This is a genomic window from Deefgea piscis, from assembly GCF_013284055.1.
In the GTDB taxonomy this organism is placed as follows: Bacteria; Pseudomonadota; Gammaproteobacteria; order Burkholderiales; family Chitinibacteraceae; genus Deefgea; species Deefgea piscis.
Genome location: NZ_CP054143.1, coordinates 1,530,760 through 1,552,977 on the forward strand (window position 1 = coordinate 1,530,760; position 22,218 = coordinate 1,552,977).

General features: G+C 50.0%; 22 protein-coding genes. 13 read left to right on the plus strand and 9 right to left on the minus strand.

What is annotated here, in order from left to right:
• Nucleotides 1-145 precede the first annotated feature (145 nt).
• The 6 genes from HQN60_RS07370 to ald all read right to left on the minus strand — a co-directional run bounded on the left by HQN60_RS07370 (nt 146) and on the right by ald (nt 6,267).
• The gene (locus tag HQN60_RS07370) at nt 146-970 is read right to left on the minus strand and encodes a helix-turn-helix transcriptional regulator (protein WP_173533038.1); all 825 of its coding nucleotides are present in this window, start codon (nt 968-970) and stop codon (nt 146-148) included.
• Between the two features lie 43 nt (nt 971-1,013).
• Nucleotides 1,014-1,547, minus strand: a complete 534-nt coding sequence (locus tag HQN60_RS07375) for a YbhB/YbcL family Raf kinase inhibitor-like protein (protein WP_173533039.1) — start codon at nt 1,545-1,547, stop codon at nt 1,014-1,016.
• Nucleotides 1,548-1,688: 141 nt separating this feature from the next.
• Entirely contained in the window at nt 1,689-2,969 is a 1,281-nt protein-coding gene (locus tag HQN60_RS07380; protein WP_173533040.1) for an NAD(P)/FAD-dependent oxidoreductase, read from the minus strand.
• Nucleotides 2,970-2,990: 21 nt separating this feature from the next.
• Nucleotides 2,991-4,319, minus strand: a complete 1,329-nt coding sequence (locus HQN60_RS07385) for a glutamine synthetase family protein (protein ID WP_173533041.1) — start codon at nt 4,317-4,319, stop codon at nt 2,991-2,993.
• A gap of 57 nt (nt 4,320-4,376) precedes the next feature.
• On the minus strand, nt 4,377-5,126 hold the full coding sequence (locus tag HQN60_RS07390; protein WP_173533042.1) for a gamma-glutamyl-gamma-aminobutyrate hydrolase family protein: 750 nt from the start codon (nt 5,124-5,126) through the stop codon (nt 4,377-4,379).
• Between the two features lie 16 nt (nt 5,127-5,142).
• Complete coding sequence (gene ald, locus HQN60_RS07395) at nt 5,143-6,267, minus strand: alanine dehydrogenase (protein WP_173533043.1); 1,125 nt, start codon at nt 6,265-6,267, stop codon at nt 5,143-5,145.
• Nucleotides 6,268-6,535: 268 nt separating this feature from the next.
• On the opposite strand from ald, the gene HQN60_RS07400 reads away from it, so the two are divergent.
• The 13 genes from HQN60_RS07400 to HQN60_RS07460 all read left to right on the plus strand — a co-directional run bounded on the left by HQN60_RS07400 (nt 6,536) and on the right by HQN60_RS07460 (nt 19,581).
• Entirely contained in the window at nt 6,536-8,014 is a 1,479-nt protein-coding gene (locus tag HQN60_RS07400) for an aldehyde dehydrogenase family protein (protein ID WP_173533044.1), read from the plus strand.
• Between the two features lie 217 nt (nt 8,015-8,231).
• Nucleotides 8,232-8,876, plus strand: coding sequence for a HugZ family pyridoxamine 5'-phosphate oxidase (locus HQN60_RS07405; protein ID WP_173533045.1), 645 nt, complete (start codon nt 8,232-8,234; stop codon nt 8,874-8,876).
• A 28-nt stretch (nt 8,877-8,904) separates the two neighbouring features.
• Nucleotides 8,905-9,624 (plus strand): two-component system response regulator RstA, encoded by a 720-nt coding sequence (gene rstA / locus HQN60_RS07410; RefSeq protein WP_173533046.1) that lies wholly within the window; start codon nt 8,905-8,907, stop codon nt 9,622-9,624.
• Between the two features lie 205 nt (nt 9,625-9,829).
• Nucleotides 9,830-11,119, plus strand: coding sequence for an ATP-binding protein (locus HQN60_RS07415; RefSeq protein ID WP_173533047.1), 1,290 nt, complete (start codon nt 9,830-9,832; stop codon nt 11,117-11,119).
• A 147-nt stretch (nt 11,120-11,266) separates the two neighbouring features.
• Nucleotides 11,267-11,905, plus strand: a complete 639-nt coding sequence (locus HQN60_RS07420) for a hypothetical protein (RefSeq protein ID WP_173533048.1) — start codon at nt 11,267-11,269, stop codon at nt 11,903-11,905.
• A 67-nt stretch (nt 11,906-11,972) separates the two neighbouring features.
• The gene (locus tag HQN60_RS07425; protein WP_173533049.1) at nt 11,973-12,860 is read left to right on the plus strand and encodes a trypsin-like serine peptidase; all 888 of its coding nucleotides are present in this window, start codon (nt 11,973-11,975) and stop codon (nt 12,858-12,860) included.
• 267 nt (nt 12,861-13,127) lie between these two features.
• A complete protein-coding gene (locus HQN60_RS07430; RefSeq protein ID WP_173533050.1) occupies nt 13,128-14,384 on the plus strand; it encodes a glutamate-5-semialdehyde dehydrogenase in 1,257 nt (418 codons plus the stop codon).
• A 3-nt stretch (nt 14,385-14,387) separates the two neighbouring features.
• Nucleotides 14,388-14,663: a chorismate mutase gene (locus HQN60_RS07435; protein WP_173533051.1), complete on the plus strand. Its 276-nt coding sequence runs from the start codon at nt 14,388-14,390 to the stop codon at nt 14,661-14,663.
• A gap of 12 nt (nt 14,664-14,675) precedes the next feature.
• Entirely contained in the window at nt 14,676-15,311 is a 636-nt protein-coding gene (nadD, locus tag HQN60_RS07440) for a nicotinate-nucleotide adenylyltransferase (RefSeq protein WP_173533052.1), read from the plus strand.
• Nucleotides 15,312-15,393: 82 nt separating this feature from the next.
• Nucleotides 15,394-15,765: a ribosome silencing factor gene (gene rsfS / locus HQN60_RS07445; protein WP_173533053.1), complete on the plus strand. Its 372-nt coding sequence runs from the start codon at nt 15,394-15,396 to the stop codon at nt 15,763-15,765.
• Nucleotides 15,766-16,039: 274 nt separating this feature from the next.
• Nucleotides 16,040-16,966: a sulfate adenylyltransferase subunit CysD gene (gene cysD, locus HQN60_RS07450; protein ID WP_173533054.1), complete on the plus strand. Its 927-nt coding sequence runs from the start codon at nt 16,040-16,042 to the stop codon at nt 16,964-16,966.
• A 128-nt stretch (nt 16,967-17,094) separates the two neighbouring features.
• Nucleotides 17,095-18,528, plus strand: coding sequence for a sulfate adenylyltransferase subunit CysN (gene cysN / locus HQN60_RS07455; RefSeq protein ID WP_173533055.1), 1,434 nt, complete (start codon nt 17,095-17,097; stop codon nt 18,526-18,528).
• Nucleotides 18,529-18,978: 450 nt separating this feature from the next.
• Nucleotides 18,979-19,581 (plus strand): 2-hydroxychromene-2-carboxylate isomerase, encoded by a 603-nt coding sequence (locus HQN60_RS07460; protein WP_173533056.1) that lies wholly within the window; start codon nt 18,979-18,981, stop codon nt 19,579-19,581.
• A gap of 20 nt (nt 19,582-19,601) precedes the next feature.
• Here the strand turns inward: HQN60_RS07460 and HQN60_RS07465 are convergent, their stop codons facing one another.
• The 3 genes from HQN60_RS07465 to HQN60_RS07475 form a co-directional block, all read right to left on the minus strand.
• On the minus strand, nt 19,602-19,940 hold the full coding sequence (locus HQN60_RS07465) for an FKBP-type peptidyl-prolyl cis-trans isomerase (RefSeq protein WP_173533057.1): 339 nt from the start codon (nt 19,938-19,940) through the stop codon (nt 19,602-19,604).
• Nucleotides 19,941-19,969: 29 nt separating this feature from the next.
• Nucleotides 19,970-20,584, minus strand: coding sequence for a LysE family translocator (locus HQN60_RS07470; RefSeq protein WP_173533058.1), 615 nt, complete (start codon nt 20,582-20,584; stop codon nt 19,970-19,972).
• A 427-nt stretch (nt 20,585-21,011) separates the two neighbouring features.
• On the minus strand, nt 21,012-22,217 hold the full coding sequence (locus tag HQN60_RS07475) for a hypothetical protein (RefSeq protein ID WP_173533059.1): 1,206 nt from the start codon (nt 22,215-22,217) through the stop codon (nt 21,012-21,014).
• Between the last annotated feature and the right edge of the window lies 1 nt (nt 22,218).

Sequence of the window (22,218 nt, forward strand, 5' to 3'; positions counted from 1 at the left end):
GCTTGAACGGGGTTTTAAGCCCCAGCTCGACGAGCGCGGCATAGCATCAACACGAATAAAGAATAGTTATCTTCTCTTGTAGGTATATGAATATAGGCTTTGTTATTAATGGTTTATGTTGATATACCCATAGATGTTAGATATTTTAATGGCGGGCTGTCAGCGCTGCGCCTGAGGCGACGGTGGCTCTCAGTTGTAGTGGTTTGACACCAAATTGCTGGCTAAAACGGCTGCTAAAGCGGGATGCTGAGGCATAACCACATTGCTGTGCGATATCGCCAATGCTGTGCGAGGTGGTTTGTATCATGCCTAGCGCGGTATTTAAGCGCACTTGTTCCAGTAAACGCCGAAATGAATGGCCTTCTTGCATCAATTGTCGGCGCAATGTCGACGCGCCTAAATGCAATTGCTGCGCCATTTGCTCAACCGTCCACGGCTTACTGGTGTGTAGCAATAATAATTGCTGCACGCGCTGGCTAATTGAATCGCCTTTATCGATAAAAATCGCTTGTCCTTGCCCCGCCATGGCCAGCGCCAGCAGTAAGCCCACCGCACGATGGTGCAGCAATGCCGGCGGTTCGATGTCGCTGGCTTGAAATAACTGATCCCATTGCAGCGCAACCCACGGATCAAGCTTGACGCAAAGCTGCGCGGGCTGCTGCAGGGCGGCCCGCAAAACTTCAGGGTATTGCTGCCGGCAGCTGGCAATCAGCTGCGGGTCGAGCAATACCACATCACAGGCATAGCCAGAATGATCGGCTTGATTGCGCAAGGTTAGCTCTAGCCCGGCGGGCGCAATCACCAAATCCCCCACACGGGCAATGAAATGCTGTTCGCCAATAAAAAGATGTTTTTCACCTTGGCGAACGCGCATCAGCATCGGCTGCAAGCAGCAAATTTGGCGCAGAGATTGCGTTGATTTGGCTTGGATTTGGCTCAATTTGATTTGCTTGGTTTGGAATGCTGGCATTGCCGCTGGCTCTTATGTGCTGGCGGCAAGGCTGCCGCGTGGATTATTTGCTGCGCTGATAGGTCGCAGTCAGTTGCGCTTTTGCCAGTTGATGTTGGTTAAGCATAAAGCCCACTAAAGCACCGCTGGCATTGGCGTCGACTGGGAGTTTTTCGGTATCTAACGCCCAGACGGTATAGATATAGCGGTGGGCTTTATCGCCAACCGGAGGGCAAGCGCCGCCGTAGCCGCTTTGACCAAAGTCGGTACGCGTTTCTAGTGCGCCGGCAGGTACTGCGCCGCTGGCAATCGATTGCACTTGGGCAGGGATATTGACCACATTCCAATGCCACCAGCCGCTACCCGTTGGTGCGTCTGGATCAAACACGGTAATGGCAAAGCTTTTGGTGCCTGCTGGGGCATTTTTCCAGCTTAGTTGCGGTGAAATATTGGCACCGCTGCAACCAAAACCATTGAATTCTTGCTTTTGAGTCATCGGCGCATTGGCTTGGATGTCTTGGCTAGTGAGTTGGAACTCAGCGGCAAAGGCGGTGTGCAGACTAAAGGCCATAAATAAAGCGGTGCGAATGAGTTTCATGATTGCTCTCCGTGTCGTTGAAAAGCCATCATACCCAGCATCTTAAAGAGTGACGGTTCAGCAAAGCTCTGATTTTATCCTTAAACGCTCTATTTTGTGTGTTAGCTATTGTTTTTGAGCGTTTAAGTATTTTTGCTGCTACTAAATGCCGAGTTGGTCGCGTAAAGCGTAATACCAAGCACCCAGTGCGGTGAGCGGTACGCGCAATAAGCGCCCGCCAGGAAAAGGGTGGTGCGGCAGTTTGGCAAAAGCATCAAATTGGCTGTTATGGCCTTGTATGGCTTGCGCCAATAAGCGCCCAGCCAAATGCGTATAAGTCACGCCGTGGCCGCTACAGCCTTGTGAGTAATACAGATTGCTGTCTAGTCGCCCCATTTGCGGTAAGCGCGAAAGCGTTAAACAAAAATTACCGGTCCACGCATAATCGATTTGAATATGGCTGAGCTGCGGAAAAGTCTGGCGTAAATTCGGCACAATCACCGCTTCAATATGCGCTAAGTCGCGCGCGCCATAGGTCACGCCACCGCCGTAAATCAAGCGCCGATCGGCACTTAAGCGATAATAATCCAGCAAAAAATTACAATCTTCGACGCAATAATTGCTGGGAATCAGTTGCTCAGCCAGTGCGCCCAGCGGCTCGGTGGCAACCACTTGGCTGCCACAAGGCATGGTTTTGGCGGCCAGCTCAGGGACTAAATCGCCCAAATAGGCATTGCAAGCCACAATCACAAATTGGCACCGCACCGAGCCCTGCGCTGTTTGTACGCAAGGGCGTGGCCCGCGTTGTATCTGCGTGACCGCCGATTGCTCAAAAATTTGTCCGCCCAAGGATTCAAATGCCGCCGCTTCACCGAGCGCCAGATTGAGCGGGTGAATATGCCCAGCACTATGGTCGACTAAGCCACCAACATAACGCTCACTGGCAACGGCTTGGCCAATGGCGGCTTTATCTAGCATTTCTAGCTGGGTATGGCCGTAGCGCTCCCATAGCGCCTTTTGTGCCACCAGATGCCCCAGTTGTTTGTGGCTGAGCGCGGCAAACAGGCCGCCATTTTTAAGGTCGCAATCGATTTGATAATGCGCGATTCTTTGGCGAATAATTTGATTGCCAGTAAACGCCATTGCGCCCAAAGCGTCGGCGGTGGCTTTGCCATATTGCCGTTCAATCACATCCATATCGCGCGAATACGAATTCACGATTTGCCCGCCATTGCGCCCCGAAGCCCCCCAAGCGATTTGTGCTTGCTCCAAAATCACCACGTTATAACCCGCCTCAGCCAAAAATAGACCGGCCGATAGCCCAGTAAATCCGGCGCCAATAATGCAGATATCCACGTCTAAATCGCGGTTGAGCTCAGGCCTTGCTGGCTGTGGATGGGCGCTGGCGGCGTAATAAGAGGCGGCGTGCTTGAGTTGACTCATAGGGTATCCGTTGGCAAAACATTAAACATGCAGTAGCAAATGTTTACGCTCCCAAGGGCTGATCACTTTGGCGTATTCGATGTATTCCGATTGTTTGACCGCGCAATACGCGGTAATGAATTTTTCACCGAGCACCTCGGCAATCGGTGCGCATTCTGCCAATTGGTTGATCGCGCCCTCTAGTTCTCGGGCAAATGCAAACGGCAGACTATATGCATCGCCCGTGAGCGGTTCAGTCGGTTCGAGTTGTTCGACAATGCCCAAATAAGCGCAGGCCAAAGTAGCCGCTAATGCCAAATAGGGATTGCAATCGACCCCCGGCACGCGGTTTTCAATTCGCCGTGCAGCAGGGGTGGAATATGGAATGCGAATGCCGCAAGTGCGGTTATCAAAACCCCATTGCACATTAATCGGGGCGGCATAGTAGCGTGTGAGCCGACGATAGCTATTCACAAACGGCGCAAATAGCGAAATCACTGCCGGAAAGTATTTTTGCATGCCCGCGATGGATTGATAAAACACCGTGCTCGGTTGGCCATCGTCATTGGAGTAAATATTTTTACCGCTGGTTTTATCCACCACACTCATATGAATATGCATGGCCGAGCCGGGCTCATGCTCCATTGGTTTGGCCATAAAGGTGGCATACATTTGATGGCGAATCGCCGCTTCGCGTACCGTGCGTTTAAATAAGAAAATCTGATCGGCTAATTCTAAGGCGTTGCCATGCAAGAAATTGATCTCCATTTGGCAAGCGCCGACTTCGTGAATCAAGGTGTCGATTTGCAAACCTTGTGCATCGCAATAGTCATACACGTCTTCGAATAAATCATCATATTCATTCACCGCATCAATCGAATACGCTTTGCGTCCGGTTTCGGGGCGGCCTGTTCGCCCGAGCGGTGGTTGCAAGGGCAGATCGGGGTCGCGATTGATATCGACCAAATAAAATTCCATTTCGGGGGCAACCACCGGCTCCCAGCCGCGCTCTTCATAAAGCTTTAATACCCGCCGTAATACATAGCGGGGCGATAGCTCAACGGGGGTACCGTCAAAATGAAAACAATCATGAATCACTTGCGCCACTGGGTCTTTGGCCCAAGGCACTAGGCGAATGGTGTTGGGGTCGGGAATCAGTACCATATCGGGATCGGTACTGGGGGTGATGCCATCGGCGTATTCACCAGTTACCGTTTGCACCAGCACCACTTGCGGCAAGCGCATGCCGTCGTCTTCGTTAAATTTTTCGCGCGGCACGATTTTGCCACGGGCAATGCCCGTGAAGTCAGGGGTTACGCATTCCACTTCGGTGATTCGCCGCTCACGCAGCCATTCGCTAATTAAGCTCATCGTCATTCCTTCAAACAAAAGTGCTGCGCTTGGGTGAGCGCGGATGGTCTTGCCCGCTTAAGCGAAATGTTTATGTTGGTAATGCGCTTGGCAGGCGGCAGCAAAAGCGTTAAAGATCGCCATCGAGAGGGGGTTATCGGCGTATTGCCATTCCGGATGCCACTGCACGGCCAGATTAAAGCTTGGCGCGTCGGCCAAGCGAAATGCTTCGATTAAGCCGTCTGGCGCAATCGCTTCGGCGACTAAACCATGCCCTAGTTGTTTGACGCCTTGTTGATGCAGCGAGTTGACCATCGCCTGTTGCTGGCCATATAGGCGGTGCAGTAAGCCGCTAGGCACCAGCTCGATGGGGTGAGCAAAACCATACATGGTGTCGATATCACCTTCGGGTTCGCGGTGATCGAGCATTTGATCCAGGGTTTGAATTTGTTGATGCAGGCTGCCACCGAAAGCGACATTCATTTCTTGCGCCCCACGGCATAAGCCCAAAATGGGGATATGGGCCGCAATCGCGGCGCGAATAAAGGGCAGGGTGGTGGCGTCGCGTGCTGCGTCATTAAAATCATCGGCTAAGGGCGTGCCGCCATAATGCTCGGGTTCAATATTGCTATTGCTACCGGTAAACAGCAGCCCATCGACGAGCGCCAAAATTTGCGCGTGATCGCGAGCGCCTAAGGCGGGAATCAACAGCGGCAGCCCACCTGTTCCGGCAATGGCGGCGAGATATTTTTCACCGACTAGATGATAAAAATGGCCACTTTCTAAGCGCCAACGACAGCAAACAATACCAATGATGGGCAGACCCATAATGATCTCTTTATATTTAAATCAATGTGGCTAAGAGCTGTTCACTCGGGGTGTAATCCAGCTCCAAATCACGCGCTACCGCGGCATAAGTGAGCTTGCCACGGCAGATATTGAGGCCATTGCGTAAATGCGAATCATCTTGCAAGGCGCGCTGCCAACCTTTATTGGCCAAAGCCAGCGCAAACGGTAAGGTGGCATTGGTCAGCGCCAAGGTGGCGGTCCGCGCTACGCCGCCGGGCATATTGGCCACGCAGTAATGAATCACATTGTCGATCACATACGTTGGTGACTCATGCGTGGTGGCGTGTGAGGTTTCAAAGCAGCCGCCTTGATCGATCGCCACGTCGACTAACACCGAGCCCGGTTTCATGAGCTTAAGCATTTGCCGCGAGATTAGTTTTGGTGCCGCAGCGCCAGGGATGAGCACCGCACCAATGACTAAATCGGCACTGGCCAGTGCCACTTCGATGGCGTCGGTGGTTGAAAACAGCGTGGTCAGTTGTGGGCCAAATTGAGCGTCGAGCTCTTTAAGGCGCGCTAAAGACACATCAAATAGCGACACGTTGGCGCCTAAACCCAGCGCCATTCTGGCGGCATTGATACCAACCACGCCACCGCCTAAGACGACTACATTTGCCGGCGCAACGCCGGGTACGCCGCTGAGCAAAATCCCCGAGCCACCTTGGGTTTTTTCTAGGCAATGTGCGCCAGCTTGGATCGACATTCGCCCCGCGACTTCGGACATCGGCGCCAATAATGGCAAACCACCACGTGCATCGGTGACCGTTTCATAGGCAATGGCAATGCATTCGCTGGCCAACAAGCCTTGGGTTTGTTCCGGATCGGCGGCGAGGTGCAGATAAGTAAACAGGATTTGCCCGGGCCGCAGTTGGGCAATTTCACTGGCTTGCGGCTCTTTAACTTTGATAATCATCTCGGCGCGCTGGAAAATTTCTTGCGCCGAATCGACGATCTGCGCGCCTGCGCCGATGTAATGGTGGGCGGTAAAACCCACCGCGTCGCCAGCATATTGTTGAATTAACACTTGGTGGCCGTGTTTGACGAGTTCTTTGACCCCGCTTGGGGTGAGGCCAACACGATATTCGTGATTTTTAATTTCTTTCGGAATGCCGATCAACATCTGATTCACCTTGGCGCGCAATGGCGTTGAGTATTTTTAACGAGCTTACTTAGAGTGTAGCTAGGTAATTGCCTTTTCCAAGGTCGGTTTCTAGGTATGGTGTATGCTAAAAGTCAGCTAGCTTTGGTTTTACCCGGTAGATAGATGCAATATTTGCTTGATAAGCAATGAAAATAACGCGAGCTCACTCGGCAGCGCGGCTAGCTCTAAATCACGCTGGCACCGCCGCACTGCCGCGTTGCTTCAGCCACTTCAAAGAGATTAAATCATGGCAAAAACTCAACAAGATTGGTCGGCGCTTGCAGCGCAGTTACAGTTTGAAGGCCGCGCTTTTATTGATGGTGCGTATTGCCAAACCGCGAATACTTTTCCTTGTATTAATCCAGCCACGCAGCAGGTTTTGGCCGCCGTGAGCCTTTGTACGGACATTGAAGTGAATACGGCGGTGCGTGCGGCACGCGCGGCGTTTAATGATCAGCGTTGGGCGGGTTTGGCGCCTGCCGCGCGTAAAAGTATTTTGCTGCGCTTGGCCGCGTTGATTCGTGAGCACGCCGATACGTTGGCGCTGCTGGAAACCCTCGACACCGGCAAGCCGATTTCGGACGCGTTAGCGGTGGATATTGCTGGCAGTGCCTATTGCATGCAGTGGTTTGCCGAGGCGATTGATAAAGTCGCGGGTGAGGTGGTGCCTGTGGCGGGCAATATGCTGGGTATGGTGACGCGAGAGCCAGTGGGCGTGGTCGCTGCGGTGGTACCTTGGAATTTTCCACTTTTGATGAGCAGTTGGAAAATCGCCCCGGCTTTGGCCATGGGCAATTCGGTGATTTTAAAACCATCCGAAAAATCGCCACTAACGGCGATTTATATTGCGGCTTTAGCCAAAACAGCAGGACTGCCCGATGGCGTGTTGCAAGTGCTACCGGGCGCGGCTGAAACGGGGCGCTTATTGGCTGAGCATCTTGACGTGGATTGCATCACTTTCACCGGTTCAACGGCGGTGGGTAAAGCCATTATGCAGGCGGCAGCACAGAGTAATTTAAAGCGCGTTTGGCTCGAGTTGGGTGGTAAGTCAGCGAATATTATTTTGGCCGATTGCGCCGATGTGAGCGCTGCCGCCGCGGCCGCAGCGGGTGGGATTTTTTATAACCAAGGCGAAATGTGCTCCGCAGGCTCGCGGGTGTTGGTGCAAAGGGCGATTTATTCCGAGTTTATGGCGGCCTTGCAAGCCGCCGCTAAGGACTACGCCCCAACCAATCCACTCGACCCAGCCAGCAAAATGGGCGCCATCGTTGATCAGATCCAGTACCAAAAAGTGTTGGCTTGGATTGATATTGGTAAGCAAGAGGCCGAGTGGTTAGGTGGTGGCGAAGCGGCACATGTGGCAACGGGTTGGTTTATTACCCCGGCCATTTTTAAAGCCAGTCCCTCAGCGCGCATTGCGCGCGAAGAAATCTTTGGCCCAGTTTGTACGGTGATTGTGTTTGATACGCCAGATGAAGCGATTGCCATTGCCAATGAGAGTGAATATGGTTTGGCAGCCGCAGTATGGACGCGAGACTTAAATACCGCACACCGCATGGCTAAACAATTGCGTGCCGGAACGGTATGGATTAATTGCTACGACGAAGGCGGGGATATGAATCTGCCTTTTGGTGGCTATAAGCAATCGGGCAATGGCCGCGATAAATCGCTACACGCATTAGAAAAATACACCGAGTTGAAATCGACTTTGATTAAATTGTCTTAAAACAAAGAATTTGGAATTTGACTCACCGTATTGCATCGCTTTGTATATACAATAATTCAGGGTATTTAACGTTAGACCTTATTTTAATAAGCCTAGCGTTAAATACCCTTTTGTTTTTTTGGGGAATGCTGGCGTTGAATACCGCAGCTTTTTAAATTGCGGCTTTTTTTAGTATAAAATCGTTGCCGATGAATCCCCATCGAGCGCACATCTTATTATGACCCAATCATCGGCCTTGTTTTCAGCGGCGCTCGCCTTGTTACGGCAAACCCAGCATGGGGTATTGGCGACACAGTCGCTGGTGCTGCCCGGCTATCCACATGCTTCATGGCTACCGTTGGTCTTGGATGAGGCGGGCCGCATTGTGCTGGTGATGAGCCGTTTGGCCGAGCATACGCAGAATGTGTTATTGGATGAAAAAGTCAGCTTTTTAGTCCACGAGCCAAGCGCCACCTTATCCGGTGCTCGGTTGACGATTTTGGGTGATTTACAGCCGGTGCCGGATGATCCATTGCTGCTGGCGCGCTTGGCGCGGCAAAATCCGCAATTAGCGAGCTATTTAGCAATGGCTGATTTTTCGGTTTGGCGTTTATGGCCGCGCCGTGCGCGCTATATCGCCGGATTTGGCAAAATGGGTTGGATCGAAGGGGATGAATGGGAGACTGCAGCACAGCTGAGTTTGGCCGATGAGTCCGCACTGATTCAGAGTACCCTGCTACCCGAGGGGTGTGAATTGATTGGTGTTGATTGGGCTGGCTGTGATTTGCGCCGTAATGGACAGCTAGAACGGCATATTTTGCATTGCGATCGTTTCGATCTGGCTGCGCTGCGCGCGGCGATTGATGCTGTGATTCGGGCATAACTGCCCAAGGTAAGACAAAGGATAAACAATGAGTACCCGAGTATTATTTGTTGAAGACGACGCTGAATTGGCTGAATTGATTGGCGGTTTTTTGCGCTCGTTTGAGTTTACCGTCGAAGTACTCGGCGATGGTTTAGGGGTGAATGACAATGTGAAAGCCAATCCCCCAGATTTGATTTTGCTCGATATTATGTTGCCCGGCAAAGATGGTTTGACCATTTGCCGCGAACTGCGTGAATTTTATACTGGGCCGATTGTGCTGCTCACCTCGCTCAATAGCGATATGAATCAGATTTTGGGCTTTGAAATCGGCGCGACTGATTACGTGGTTAAAACCACGCCGCCTTCGGTGCTTTTAGCGCGGATTCGTTCCCATTTACGCCACGCCGGTAGTGGCAGTTTGCTGGCGGCAGTGCCGGTGCAAGATCAATCACGGCTTAACTTTGGTCGTTTACAAATTGATGCCCGCAATCGCAGCGCGGTGTATCGCGGCGAGCAAATGGGTTTGTCGAGCAGCGATTTTGATTTGCTGTGGGAATTGGCCAGCCACGCCGGCGAGATTTTAAGCCGTGATCATTTGCTGAAAAAACTGCGCGGTATTGAATACGATGGCCTGGATCGCAGTATGGATGTGGCGATTTCGCGCTTACGTAAAAAACTCGACGATGATCCGATTGATCCCCGCAAAATCAAAACTATCCGTAACAAAGGGTATTTGTTTGCGAGCGACATCTGGCAAGACGAGTAGGTATATACCTTTGTTATAAAAGAGGTCGTAAAAAAAACGATTCACCACAGAGGCACAGAGACACAGAGGAAAAACAAAAGACATCTTTGAACAAAATCAGTTTTGGTGTCTCTACTGCCCCCAATTTAATGGTTTTCTCTGTGTCTTTGTGCCTCTGTGGTAAGGCTTTTGCTGCCCTATTTATTACTCCGCTCCATGGATTTTCATGCGCCAAGTTTTTTTGCGATTTTATTTGACCGTCGTCGTGTGTTTTTTGGCCACGTCTTTACTCATTGGCGGCATTTATAAGCAGCTCATCGAGCGCACTAATCAGCGTTACCTCACCGATATTTTTAAATCGACGGTGTCGATTATCGAAGAAGAACTCGGCGATTTACCGCCGTCTTTATGGCATGACGAAGCATCACGTTTGCGCGGTAAATTGCCGGTGCCGGTGCAAATTGAAAAGCTCGGCGAATACAGCTTAAGCGCCGAGAATCAAAAGTCCTTAGAAAAGGGCGATATTATTTTATTGCTCGATAAAGGGCTTTATATCCACCGGATTCACAAAACCGATCAAATGGTGGTGTTGGGGCCGATTCCATTTTTGACTGATTTGGATAATATTTCTTGGCTCGATTTTCTGGCCTTATTGATGATGGGGGCGGCGCTGGGTTTGCCAACTTGGCTCTGGTTGCGGCCATTTTGGCGTGATTTATTGCAAATCATTCAACAAAGCCGCCGCGTAGGGCAGGGCGATTTTGCCGCCCGAGTCAAACTCGATGAAAGCTCGGCCTTGGCGTCTTTGGGCGTGACCTTTAATAGTATGGCGCAAGACGTTGAGCAGCTAACGACTTCACGGCGCGCCATGATTGATGCGGTCTCGCATGATTTGCGCACGCCGTTAGCGCGGATGCGTTATCGCTTAGAGGCGATTAAATCGGGCGCCGACAGTGGCCCGCAAGTGGCGGCGTTAGAGCGTGATTTAGGGCAGATTGATGCCTTGATCGAAGAATGGCTAACGATGTCGAGCTTGGATAGCCCGCAAATGCAGATGAATATCCAGCCGCAAGCGATGTTGCCTTGGTTGGGTAAAATCGCTGCAGAGTTAAGCTTGAGTGGCAAAGCCCCGCAGATCGTCAATCAGATTGATGCAATTGATCCGTATCTGGAGATGGATAGTTATTACTTTGGCCGTGCGGTGAGCAATGTGTTAAGTAATGCCCGCCGCTATGGTGGCGATACCATTGTAATGACGCTGAAGTGGCATGAAGGCATGGCGCAATTATTGATTGATGATAATGGCGAGGGGATTCCAGAGGAACAACGCAGTCGTTTATTGCAACCGTTTACGCGAATGGAAGGCAGCCGTAACAAAGCCACTGGCGGTTTTGGTTTGGGGCTGGCGATTGTGGCAATGATTTTGCGTGGTCATGGTGGGCAAGTGACGATAGAGAGTTCGCCAGCGGGCGGGGCCCGGATTATTTTGGCGTGGCCAAGTCCTTTGCGTGTGTAAATGTAAGCATTGTAATTTAACTACGTACTTTCAGTTACAAGACGCAACCAAGGTCCACTTCTCTCTTTGGTACGCCCAACGCATAATCCGTTCCGTCAAAGCTGTGATACAAATTCCAGCTAACCCCAATTTTAAGAGATGATCAAAATGAACAAATTCCTCGCTATCATTGCAGCTGCTGTTTTGTCTTCTACTGTTGCTATCGCTGCTGCGCCAGCTTCTTCTGCTTCTGCAGTAAAAGAAGTGAAAGTTGAGAAACACGCTAAGAAAGCTTCGACTGCACAAAAAGCATCGACTGTACAAAAAGCCCAAGCTAAAAAAGCTTCTAGCGCTTCTGTAGCTTCTGCTGCACAAAAAGCACAAGCTAAAAAAGCTTCTGGCGCTTCTGTAGCTTCTGCTGCACAAAAAGCACAAGCTAAAAAAGCTTCTAGCGCTTCTGTAGCTTCTGCTGCTCAAAAAGCACAAGCTAAAAAAGCTTCTGGCGCTTCTGTAGCTTCTGCTGCTCAAAAAGCACAATCTAAAAAAGCTTCTGCTGTAGCTTCTAAAGCTTCTGCAGCTCAAAAAGCACAATCTAAAAAAGCTTCTGCTGTAGCTTCTAAAGCATCTGCTGCTCAAAAAGCACAATCTAAAAAAGCTTCTGCTGTAGCTTCTAAAGCATCTGCTGCTCAAAAAGCACAATCTAAAAAAGCTTCTGCCGTAGCTTCTAAAGCTTCTGCTGCTCAAAAAGCACAATCTAAAAAAGCCTCTGCTGTAGCTTCTAAAGCTTCAACTGTTGCTGCTAAATAATTAGCCGCATCGTTGTAAAGAAAGGGGACGCGCTAGCGTCCCTTTTTGCATTGTGGATTGGATCAAGATGAAAATTGAAGAAAAAATCGCCGTAGCATTAGGCTTAACTTTAAGTGCCTTCACCCTCATCGGTGCCTTGGCGCTGGCATTTAATCCACCGCGAATTCATAGCGCCAAACCGAGCGTGCCGGTGGCCTCATTTGTTCGTGCGGCGAGCATGCCAGACAAACAAAATCCTGAACTCTCTCGGCAGCAGCAAATTCTATTTTTTGGTACGGATGATCGTTTGGTGATTCCCGCGCCGTATCCCGCGCCGTTTGCTGCCATTGGCCAGCTCACCACCAAAAATGATTACAACTGTACCGCCACCTTGGTCGCCCCCGATTTAGCGGTGACCGCGGCGCATTGTTTTATGATGGAAGCACGGAAACCGGATGCCGGTTTATGGTTTAAAGCCGGTTTTCATCAGGGCGAATATCAAGCCAAATACCAAGTGCTCGATCAAGTGTTTCACCCAGCGTTTAAACGCGGTTTGCAATACAAAGGCAATGATGTGTATATCTTGCCGCAAGCCGCTGAATACGATATTGCTTGGTTAAAAGTAAAGCTGGTTGAAGGTGTGGCACCCGCGCCGATGCCCTTGTTTAAAGGCGAACGGGCGGCTTTAGAGCTGGCGTTTAAAACGGCGAACATGCAGCTCAATCAAGGTGGTTTTGCTGAAGATCACGATCAATTACTCACCGCGCATTTGGGTTGCAGCTTAACTAAATTTCGGCAAAACAATACCTTGTTTCATCGTTGCGACACCTTATCGGGTGACTCTGGATCGCCGATTTGGTTAACGACCAACAACGGCCCGCTCTTGATCGGCGTACAAAGCTCGGCCCCCGATTGGTTTAATCGCCAACAAGCGGACAATGTTGGCGTGAGCGTTTTACAGTTGCCTGCGCTGTAAGTGCTTTCAGGTCATTTAGCACTGCGGGTGGTTTAAAATAGAATGTAGGTATATAGCAGCAAGTATTATTTAATATGGTTTACGACTATATACCCATTATTTTAACTAAACGTCATCGCTTTGTTTGGTCATCAACGCCTCAGCCAGCTGGCTGCAAACCGATCGCCTTGACCACAATTGGCGCACTTGCCAGCGGGTGTGGTGTGAGATTTCCTGCGACTAGGGCCTTTCCGCTACAATTGCAGTAAATCTTTAATGGAGTCATCGATGGATATCCAACAATATATGCAAGACGTTGGCCGCGCCGCGCGTGCGGCCAGCCGCTTAATGGCCAAAGCCAATACCGGTGCCAAAAATGCCGCATTGAATGCGATTGCTGATGCCATCGAGCGTGATGCCGCGCTTTTACTCGCCGCCAACCAACAAGATATGGATCAAGCGCAGGCCGATGGTTTAGATGCGGCGATGCTCGATCGCTTGCAACTCACGCCAAAAACCATCGCCACAATGGCGCAAGGCTTGCGTGAAATGGTGGCCTTGCCAGATCCAATCGGCAATATGGGTGATTTTAAATACCGTCCGAGCGGGATTCAGGTCGGCAAAATGCGCGTACCACTGGGTGTGATCGGCATTATTTATGAAGCTCGTCCGAATGTGACTGCAGATGCGGCGGGCCTGTGTATCAAATCGGGTAATGCGACGATTTTGCGCGGTGGCCGTGAGGCATTTAACTGTAATCAAGCCATTGCGGCCTGTGTTAAAGAAGGTTTATCTGCGGCAGGTTTGCCAGCCAGCGCGGTGCAAATTATCGAAACGCCAGATCGCGCTGCGGTTGGCGAGTTGATTACAATGAATGAATTTGTCGACGTGATTATCCCGCGCGGCGGCAAAGGCTTAATTGAGCGCATTAGCCGTGATGCCCGTGTGCCGGTGATTAAGCATTTGGACGGTATTTGCCATGTGTATATCGACAATGAAGCCGATCCAGTCAAAGCGGTTCGTATCGCTGACAATGCCAAAACGCATCGTTATGCACCATGCAATACCATGGAAACGCTGCTGGTGAATGCAGCCATTGCGGCGACGATTTTGCCGCAAATTGCGGCGATTTATCGCGAAAAAGGCGTAGAAATGCGCGGTTGCTTAGCAACACAAGCCATTTTGCCAGATGCTTTGGCGGCGACAGAAGCCGATTGGCGTACCGAATATTTAGCACCGATTATTGCCATTCGGATTGTTGACGATCTGGATCAGGCGATGGATCACATCAATACCTATGGCAGCCATCATACCGACGCCATCGTGACCGAAAATTACACTAAATCACGCCAATTTTTGCGTGAAGTTGATTCGGCATCCGTGATGATTAACGCGTCAACGCGCTTTGCCGATGGTTTTGAATATGGTTTAGGCGCTGAAATTGGCATCTCAACCGACAAAATCCACGCCCGTGGTCCAGTCGGTTTAGAAGGGCTGACCAGCGAAAAATGGATTGTGTTTGGCGATGGCGAGATTCGAGTTTAAAGGATGAGCGTGCCCGCTGAGCTAATCGCACTGCGCGAGCAAATCGACGCGCTCGACCAGCAATTGTTTGTGCTGCTGGCCGAGCGTTTTCAAGTTACCGCACAGGTCGGGGAATTGAAAAAACAATTCCAACTTCCGGCGCAAGACTTGGCACGCGAATCAGCGCAATTGCAAAAAATACAGCGTTTGGCGAGCGAAACAGGCCTTGATCCCGACTGGGCGCTGCGATTTCAGCGTTTGATTTTGGATGAAGTCGTTATCCAGCATCAGCAGTGCTGATTGAATTTAAGTATGCAAAAAATCGGCATTTTTGGCGGTACGTTTGATCCCATTCATTATGGGCACTTGGCTTTGGCGCGCTGTATGCGCGATCAATTGCAGCTCAATGAAGTACGTTTAATCCCCACAGGTTTACCGCCGCATCGTCCGATATCACCCGTGTCACCCGCGCAGCGTTTGGCGTGGGTGCGGGCGGCGATTGCTGGTGAAGCCGGTTTGCTGGCCGATGATCGAGAAGTTCGCCGAGCAGGCTACTGTTACACTTTTGATACGTTGCGCGAAATCCAAGCAGAAAACCCGCAAGCCTTGCTGGTTTGGTTGATTGGGGCTGATTCTTGGCAGCATTTACCAACGTGGCATGCTTGGCGTGAATTATTGGATTTGGGGCATTTACTGATCGCAGCGCGGCCTGAGTTTGATATTGACGTGGAAAATTCACGCTTAAGCCCTGATTTAGCAGAAGAATTTGCCAGTCGGCACGTAATAGCCAACACCGATACACTGTCTCGGGGTAAAATCAGTTTATTATCCAGCCCGCTTATGCCTATCTCGTCGACGCAAGTGCGTGATTTATTATCACGTGGGGAAGATGTTTCAGCGCTCACCCCCGTGTTCGACCTGTTAGATCAAAGTGGGCTTTATCGTTAAATTATAATGCTGCGCCGTAAGTGGTTGATTTGGTTAAAAATCAGCTTCGGCGGTGGCGATGAAGCTTTTACAAGGAAATACAATGACAGAATACGTCGACGCAATGCGTGATATCGCCGTTTTGGCGCTTGAAGATATTAAAGGTAAAGAAATCCAAGTTTTGGATACCACCACACTAACTGATTTATTCGATTGCATGATTGTTGCTACCGGTGAATCAAACCGTCAAGTTCGTGCATTGGCCAATAATGTGGCCGTTGAACTGAAAGCCAAAGGCTATGAAATCCTCAGCACCGAAGGTGAAGAGACTGGCGATTGGGTATTGGTTGATGCCGGTAGTTTGATTGTGCATGTGATGTTGCCTGCAGTTCGTGATTATTATGACCTTGAGCAATTATGGGGTGGTCAAAAACCAACCTTTAACCCAATGGGTAAAGCTTGGTCAGCAGTTTAATCACTGCATAAGGTGAGTTTCAGCTTTGCTGGACTCGCCTTTTTTTTCGCCTGCGTGGTTCAGACGCAGGCCGACTCTGCGCAAAAGTTTGATCAGAAAGTGTCGCCGCTGTAGGCCGTACATTCAGTACGACTTAGCGAACGATGCTGCGCGAAATTGAGTTATGCCATTGATGCTGATCCGGCATTATATCTATATAAGCAAATGATCTTTTTTATTCGCTTAATATTCCGTACAGTTCATCCATTCCCAGATCATCTTGATTGTAGGCGCTATGAATACTTTGTCCGAAGCAAGGCTGACGCACTTAAAGCAGCTTGAAGCCGAATCGATCCACATCATTCGTGAAGTGGCCGCTGAATTTGAAAATCCCGTCATGCTGTATTCCATTGGCAAAGATTCTGCCGTGATGCTGCATTTAGCTAAAAAAGCCTTTGCGCCGGGCAAACCACCGTTTCCATTGATGCATGTGGACACCACGTGGAAATTCCAAGAAATGTATAAGCTGCGCGATAAACAAATCGCTGATGGTTGGAATTTGATTCGCCACGTGAACGAAGATGGCGTCGCTGCGGGGATTAATCCGTTTACTGCTGGCTCAGCGAAACATACCGACGTAATGAAAACCGAAGGTTTAAAGCAAGCTTTGAACAAATACGGTTTTGACGCGGCTTTTGGCGGCGCACGTCGTGATGAAGAAAAATCTCGCGCTAAAGAGCGTGTGTATTCATTCCGCGATAAAAACCATCGTTGGGATCCAAAAAATCAACGTCCAGAGCTGTGGAATATCTACAACTCGAAGGTCGACAAAGGCGAATCGATTCGCGTATTCCCGATTTCGAACTGGACTGAGCTCGACATCTGGCAATACATCTTCATGGAAAACATCGAGATCGTGCCGCTGTATTTGTCGGAAGAGCGTGAAGTGGTTGAATACAATGGCTCGCTGATCATGATCGATGACGAGCGCATTTTGCAATATCTGACGCCAGAGCAAAAAGCGACGATCAGCAAGAAATGGGTGCGTTTCCGTACGCTGGGCTGTTATCCATTGACCGGTGCCGTGGAATCGCGTGCAACGACGTTGCCTGAGGTGATTCAGGAAATGTTGCTGGCGACCACCTCCGAGCGCCAAGGCCGCGCCATTGACCATGATTCGAGTGGCTCGATGGAAAAGAAAAAAATGGAAGGCTACTTTTAAAATCGTCACCACAGAGGCACAGAGACACAGAGTTTTAAGTCAAGTGCTTCAGGTGGTTGGAAAGTGATTAAAGAGGTTTTCTCTGTGCCTCTGCGTCTCTGTGGTTCAAAAGATTTAAGGTTTTAAACATGTCAAATCAATCAGAACTGATCGCCAGCGATATCTTGGCGTATTTGAAGCAACACGAAAACAAAGACATGCTGCGTTTTATTACTTGCGGCAATGTGGATGACGGTAAATCGACTTTGATCGGTCGTTTGCTGCATGACTCAAAACTGATTTTTGAAGATCACCTCGCGGCGATTCAAAAAGACAGTCAAAAATTTAACACCACTGACCAAGAAATCGACTTGGCGTTGCTGGTTGACGGTCTGCAAGCTGAGCGTGAGCAGGGCATTACCATTGATGTGGCTTACCGTTATTTCTCGACTGAAAAACGCAAATTCATCATCGCCGATTGCCCAGGCCACGAGCAATACACGCGCAATATGGCAACGGGTGCTTCAACGTCTGATCTGGCGATTATCTTGATCGATGCGCGTTACGGCGTGCAAACGCAAACGCGTCGCCACAGCTTTATTGTGTCACTGCTCGGTATTAAACAAGTCATCGTTGCGGTGAATAAGATGGACTTGGTTGATTTCAGTGAGGCGCGTTACAACGAAATCCGTGCGCAGTATCTCGATTTTGCTAAAGATTTGGCGATTGAAGACATCGAGTTCGTGCCATTGTCAGCTTTGCGCGGCGATAACGTTGTCAATGAATCAGACAAAACGCCATGGTACGAAGGGCAAACTTTGATGGGCTTGCTGGAAAGCGTGCAAATCAATAAACACGCCAAGCTCGACGCGTTCCGTTTGCCAGTGCAATACGTCAATCGCCCGAATCTGGATTTTCGTGGCTTCTGCGGCACGATTGCCGCGGGCCATGTGTTGCCGGGTGACGAAATCATTGCGCTGCCATCAGGCAAAAAATCGAAAGTTAAAGCGATTGTCACGTATGAAGGCGAGCAGCCGGCTGCATATTCAGGCCAAGCGATTACGCTCACGCTGGAAGACGAAATCGACATTTCCCGTGGCGATATGATTGTTCGCGCCCAAGACGCGCAGCCGCATGTTGGCAGTGCCTTCGACGCGCATTTGGTGTGGATGAACGAGGCGCCGTTGGTGGTTGGCAAGGAGTATATGGTTAAGCTTGGCGGTAAACAATGCTTCGGGCGTGTTACCTCCATCCAGTATCGTATCGACGTGAATAGCCTTGATCATCTGAATGTGCAAGAACTGAAACTCAATGAGATTGGTTTGGTGCGTATTGATTTGACCGCGCCGATTGCATTCGACACCTACCGTGAATGCCGTGGTACCGGTAATTTGATCATTATCGATCGTTTGACCAATGCAACTTCCGCCGCCGGCATGATCCACGCGCCAGCAACGGCAGCGGTAGGTGAAGAAGTCGATGAATTGACGCGCTTACGTGCCTTTGAAGCGGATTTGAATGTGCTAGTTCGCAAACATTTCCCGCATTGGGGCGCAAAAGATATTTTGGACTTGCTGAAGTAAGGGCATTAACGCCGCAAAACTAAACCCGCGAAGTTGCGGGTTTTTTTATGGGCACTGATTTACCGCACCGATGTGTTGATGATGATGAAAATGCGAGCGAAAGCTTACCGAATTGAGATTCTGCATCTAAACTAATGCCATGAGTTTACCCGCTGACGCGCCAATACTAGGGTCTGTTGACATTTGGTTTACCAGCCGCGTTTACGCGGATTTTGGCCTGAGGCAAGGCACAAAGCGTGCAGCGTAGTCATTCTACGCCAGCGCTTTGTAACGCAGCATCAGGCCAAAAGCCGGCAAACCCTGCGGGCTGGGCGCTTTTCGCGGCGACTCCGCGTTGTAGCAAGCTCACATAGAATGACTATGCATCGCTTACTACGCCTTGACTCGCCGCGAAAATCGCGTAAGCAGCGGCGGAAAACCAAACGTCAACAGACCCTGGGAACACTAAAGATGTCGCTGGCCATTGATTTTTATTTTGATTTTTCTTCGCCGTACGGTTATATCGCTTCGCAATTGATCGATCCCCTCGCTGAAAAATATGGCCGCTCTAGTCATTGGCATGCGATTGTCTTAAATGATAATTTTCAATCGCTTGAGCGAATGAAAATGGCCGGTAATATGATGCGAACCGATTATATTAAGCGCGATGCCCAGCGTTTGGCGGCTTATTATGGCATTGCTTATCACACCCCTTCTTTAGTCGGCGTGAATACTGAGCAAGCAGCACGGCTGTTTCATACCATACACGATCGAGATCCGCAGCAAGGCACCGCTTTTGCTAGCTTGGTGCTGAAGGCTTATTTTGTTGAAAACAAAAACATCGCCATCTTAGAAGAGCTGCAAGCGCTGGCAAGCCAAGTGGATATCTCTGCAGAAGAATTCCACGAGGCTTGCAGTAATCCAAGTAGCCGTGCTCGGGTGAAGGCTGAAGTCGATATGGCTGAGGCGCGCGGCGTATTTGGCTCGCCATTTTTTATGGTGGGGGGCGAGCGCTTTTGGGGCAATGATCGTTTGCCGCAACTTGAGCGCTGGCTGGCCACTGGACCATATTAACGCGCTGTCGCCAACGCGACTTAGTCGCGGGTTAATACTTCTAATAATTCAATTTCAAAATACAAATCCGAATTGGGTTTGATATGCTCGCCAATTTGCCGCTCGCCATAGGCCAAATGCGCGGGGACGAATAACTTTCGCTTGCCACCGACTTGCATCCCCATCAGCCCTTGATCCCAGCCTTTAATGACTCGGCCTGTGCCAATAACGCATTGAAATGGCCGACCTTTAAGGTGTGAAGAATCAAACACCGTGCCGTCAAGCAAAGTGCCGGTGTAATGGGTGGTAATCAACGCGCCTTTGACTGCGGCCTTGCCATCGCCGACGACGAGGTCTTCGATAATGAGTTCTGTGGTCATCGTTTTGGAATCAAAAAGTGGATCAATAATTAGCGTTTGGCGAATGCTAAAGCACCACCTACAGCAAAAAAAGCCAGTGCGCAGCTGCGATTAAACGCTTTAATTCTTTGGCCGCTGGCTAACCAGCGAGCCAGCGACATGCCACCCAAGGCATAAATCAGTTGCCAACTGAGCTCAATCACAAAAAAGCTACTGAGTAAAATCAGCCATTGTGGGGCTTGCGGCAAACTGGGGTTAATAAATTGCGGCAAAAAAGCACCGGCAAATAAAATGGCTTTGGGGTTAGATAAGGCGATAGTCAGGCCGGTGCGAAAGCGGGCACGCGGCGTATCGGCGTTGGCACTCGGTAGCGACAGTTGGCTGCCAGCATTCCAGCATTGATAGCCTAAATACAGTAAATACAAGGCACCGATGATTTTTAGCGCAGTAAATAGCAGCGCTGAAGTCGCTAAAATCGTGCTGACGCCCATCGCCGAAGCCCCCAGTAGCAAGGCCAAACCGACAATGGTGCCTGCCATCGTCGCTGTTGTCGCTCGCCAGCCATAGCGAGCGCCATGGCTAATCATCAGCAACATATTTGGCCCGGGCGTTGCCGAGATAAAACAAGTGGTGGCAATAAAAGCCAACCAAATCTGCAAAGACATTTTTTATCTCCTGAGGCGCTGTTGGCCTGGGCTTGCCTGAACTACCAACACCAAAAGGCACGCCAAGACCTGCAGACTATAGGGTATTGCTATGGGGCTTTTTTTGCATAAAGGCTGTAGTCAGATACCCTTCTAAGACTGGTAATATTCAGATTTGGTGTTGATGCTGTGCCGCGCTCGTCGAGCTGGGGCTTAAAATCCCGTTTAAGCGCACCGAGTGCGGAGAGAGACAAACGGTTTTATCGTTTGGCTCACGACAATCGAGGGCACAGCGGAGCTGGGCGCGCTCGGGTCGCCTTTCTTTTCCCCCATTTTCTTTGGCGAGTCAAAGAAAATGGGGTCCCCGTCGCGGACTGCGACTGTAAAACAATGTGCCGCAGGCACTTAAAATCATCAACACGTAATCTGGACATCGCCCTAATGGTATTTAGCTGCGGCCTTTCCAAGTGGTGTTGCAGTTGTTTTGCAGATATTTAAATGCCCGTTCCATATAGAGATCCGGAAACTCTGGGTCTTTATTAGCAAGAGCGGTGTCTGCGTCTTCTTTTAAATCGTTGAGCCAAAAATCAGTCAGTTCTTCACGTAATTCAACCGGCACATGGTGCTCGATAAATTCAATCACCGCGGCGTCGTTCAGGCCATGCTCACGCAGCGCTTGCACCATGGCGCTGGCTTCGCGTTTGAGCATGGCAGATTTAACTGGTTGACCAGTGGCGACCAATAAAAACAACGTGGCAATCACGCTATTGTCATCGTTATGGCTAATGCGCTGCCAGTTTTTGGCAATGGCTTCATCGTATTCGCTAATCGCATCAATGCCGCCTTTCAAATAATAATGGGCAAGATTGAAACTATTATTGCGAATTTTTGGCCATTCTTGGGCGATAAATCGCGCCATTTCTTTTTGGGCGATTTGCTCGATTTTTTTCGGTGCATCGCTAAAAAATAATGCAAAACGCTCAGGATTTTCGCTGACTTTTTTCGGTTTGACCGCCTTAATCAAAGCATCAAACTCACTGCGTTTGGGCAGTTTAATCGCGGCTTTAGGCGCTAAAATCAACAGCATCGCGGTGTTGATCAGTTGCTCGGCATCGCAAATTTCTTCGCTAGCTAATTGCAGTTTCTTGGCTAGCCAAAAGCCTAAATCCAGCAGGTTTTGAATCGCTTGCCCACGCGCTAATTGAGCTTGGTAGTCAGGCCATGAAATTTGCGTTTCACCGCTCATTTCATTTAAAAATGATTGCTGCTCGTCGCTAGACGCTGGGCCATGCTGCAATAGCAAGGTCTCTTTGGGCATGGCGTGTAGGCGGCGCAGCATATCGGCGCCTTGTTTCGAGTGCGAAAGAAGCGAGTTATTTTGCAACGACTGCGCGCCAATTTGTACATCACCTTGAGCATGGTCTTCGAGGTAAATGCTGATTAAATTGGTGATGCGGATAATCGCTAGCTCTAGATCGGGGCGCAGGTAAGCAGTGCCAAAATAATTGGCAATCTGCACCATGCCTTTGGCTAAATCGGTTTGAATCGTCGTTTGCCGTTCAGCACTGATGATGCCGTGCTGAACGCCATACACAAAGGCTTTATCAAAAAAGCGGCGCGAGTCAAACGCGGTGAGGGTCGTGCTTATTGTCATA

Excerpts from the sequence above, each read along its gene's own strand:
- HQN60_RS07370 (WP_173533038.1), bottom strand. The coding sequence starts at position 970 with ATGCCAGCATTCCAAACCAAGCAAATCAAATTGAGCCAAATCCAAGCC.
- HQN60_RS07375 (WP_173533039.1), bottom strand. The coding sequence starts at position 1,547 with ATGAAACTCATTCGCACCGCTTTATTTATGGCCTTTAGTCTGCACACC.
- HQN60_RS07380 (WP_173533040.1), bottom strand. The coding sequence starts at position 2,969 with ATGAGTCAACTCAAGCACGCCGCCTCTTATTACGCCGCCAGCGCCCAT.
- HQN60_RS07385 (WP_173533041.1), bottom strand. The coding sequence starts at position 4,319 with ATGAGCTTAATTAGCGAATGGCTGCGTGAGCGGCGAATCACCGAAGTG.
- HQN60_RS07390 (WP_173533042.1), bottom strand. The coding sequence starts at position 5,126 with ATGGGTCTGCCCATCATTGGTATTGTTTGCTGTCGTTGGCGCTTAGAA.
- ald (WP_173533043.1), bottom strand. The coding sequence starts at position 6,267 with ATGTTGATCGGCATTCCGAAAGAAATTAAAAATCACGAATATCGTGTT.
- HQN60_RS07400 (WP_173533044.1), top strand. The coding sequence starts at position 6,536 with ATGGCAAAAACTCAACAAGATTGGTCGGCGCTTGCAGCGCAGTTACAG.
- HQN60_RS07405 (WP_173533045.1), top strand. The coding sequence starts at position 8,232 with ATGACCCAATCATCGGCCTTGTTTTCAGCGGCGCTCGCCTTGTTACGG.
- rstA (WP_173533046.1), top strand. The coding sequence starts at position 8,905 with ATGAGTACCCGAGTATTATTTGTTGAAGACGACGCTGAATTGGCTGAA.
- HQN60_RS07415 (WP_173533047.1), top strand. The coding sequence starts at position 9,830 with ATGCGCCAAGTTTTTTTGCGATTTTATTTGACCGTCGTCGTGTGTTTT.
- HQN60_RS07420 (WP_173533048.1), top strand. The coding sequence starts at position 11,267 with ATGAACAAATTCCTCGCTATCATTGCAGCTGCTGTTTTGTCTTCTACT.
- HQN60_RS07425 (WP_173533049.1), top strand. The coding sequence starts at position 11,973 with ATGAAAATTGAAGAAAAAATCGCCGTAGCATTAGGCTTAACTTTAAGT.
- HQN60_RS07430 (WP_173533050.1), top strand. The coding sequence starts at position 13,128 with ATGGATATCCAACAATATATGCAAGACGTTGGCCGCGCCGCGCGTGCG.
- HQN60_RS07435 (WP_173533051.1), top strand. The coding sequence starts at position 14,388 with ATGAGCGTGCCCGCTGAGCTAATCGCACTGCGCGAGCAAATCGACGCG.
- nadD (WP_173533052.1), top strand. The coding sequence starts at position 14,676 with ATGCAAAAAATCGGCATTTTTGGCGGTACGTTTGATCCCATTCATTAT.
- rsfS (WP_173533053.1), top strand. The coding sequence starts at position 15,394 with ATGACAGAATACGTCGACGCAATGCGTGATATCGCCGTTTTGGCGCTT.
- cysD (WP_173533054.1), top strand. The coding sequence starts at position 16,040 with ATGAATACTTTGTCCGAAGCAAGGCTGACGCACTTAAAGCAGCTTGAA.
- cysN (WP_173533055.1), top strand. The coding sequence starts at position 17,095 with ATGTCAAATCAATCAGAACTGATCGCCAGCGATATCTTGGCGTATTTG.
- HQN60_RS07460 (WP_173533056.1), top strand. The coding sequence starts at position 18,979 with ATGTCGCTGGCCATTGATTTTTATTTTGATTTTTCTTCGCCGTACGGT.
- HQN60_RS07465 (WP_173533057.1), bottom strand. The coding sequence starts at position 19,940 with ATGACCACAGAACTCATTATCGAAGACCTCGTCGTCGGCGATGGCAAG.
- HQN60_RS07470 (WP_173533058.1), bottom strand. The coding sequence starts at position 20,584 with ATGTCTTTGCAGATTTGGTTGGCTTTTATTGCCACCACTTGTTTTATC.
- HQN60_RS07475 (WP_173533059.1), bottom strand. The coding sequence starts at position 22,217 with ATGACAATAAGCACGACCCTCACCGCGTTTGACTCGCGCCGCTTTTTT.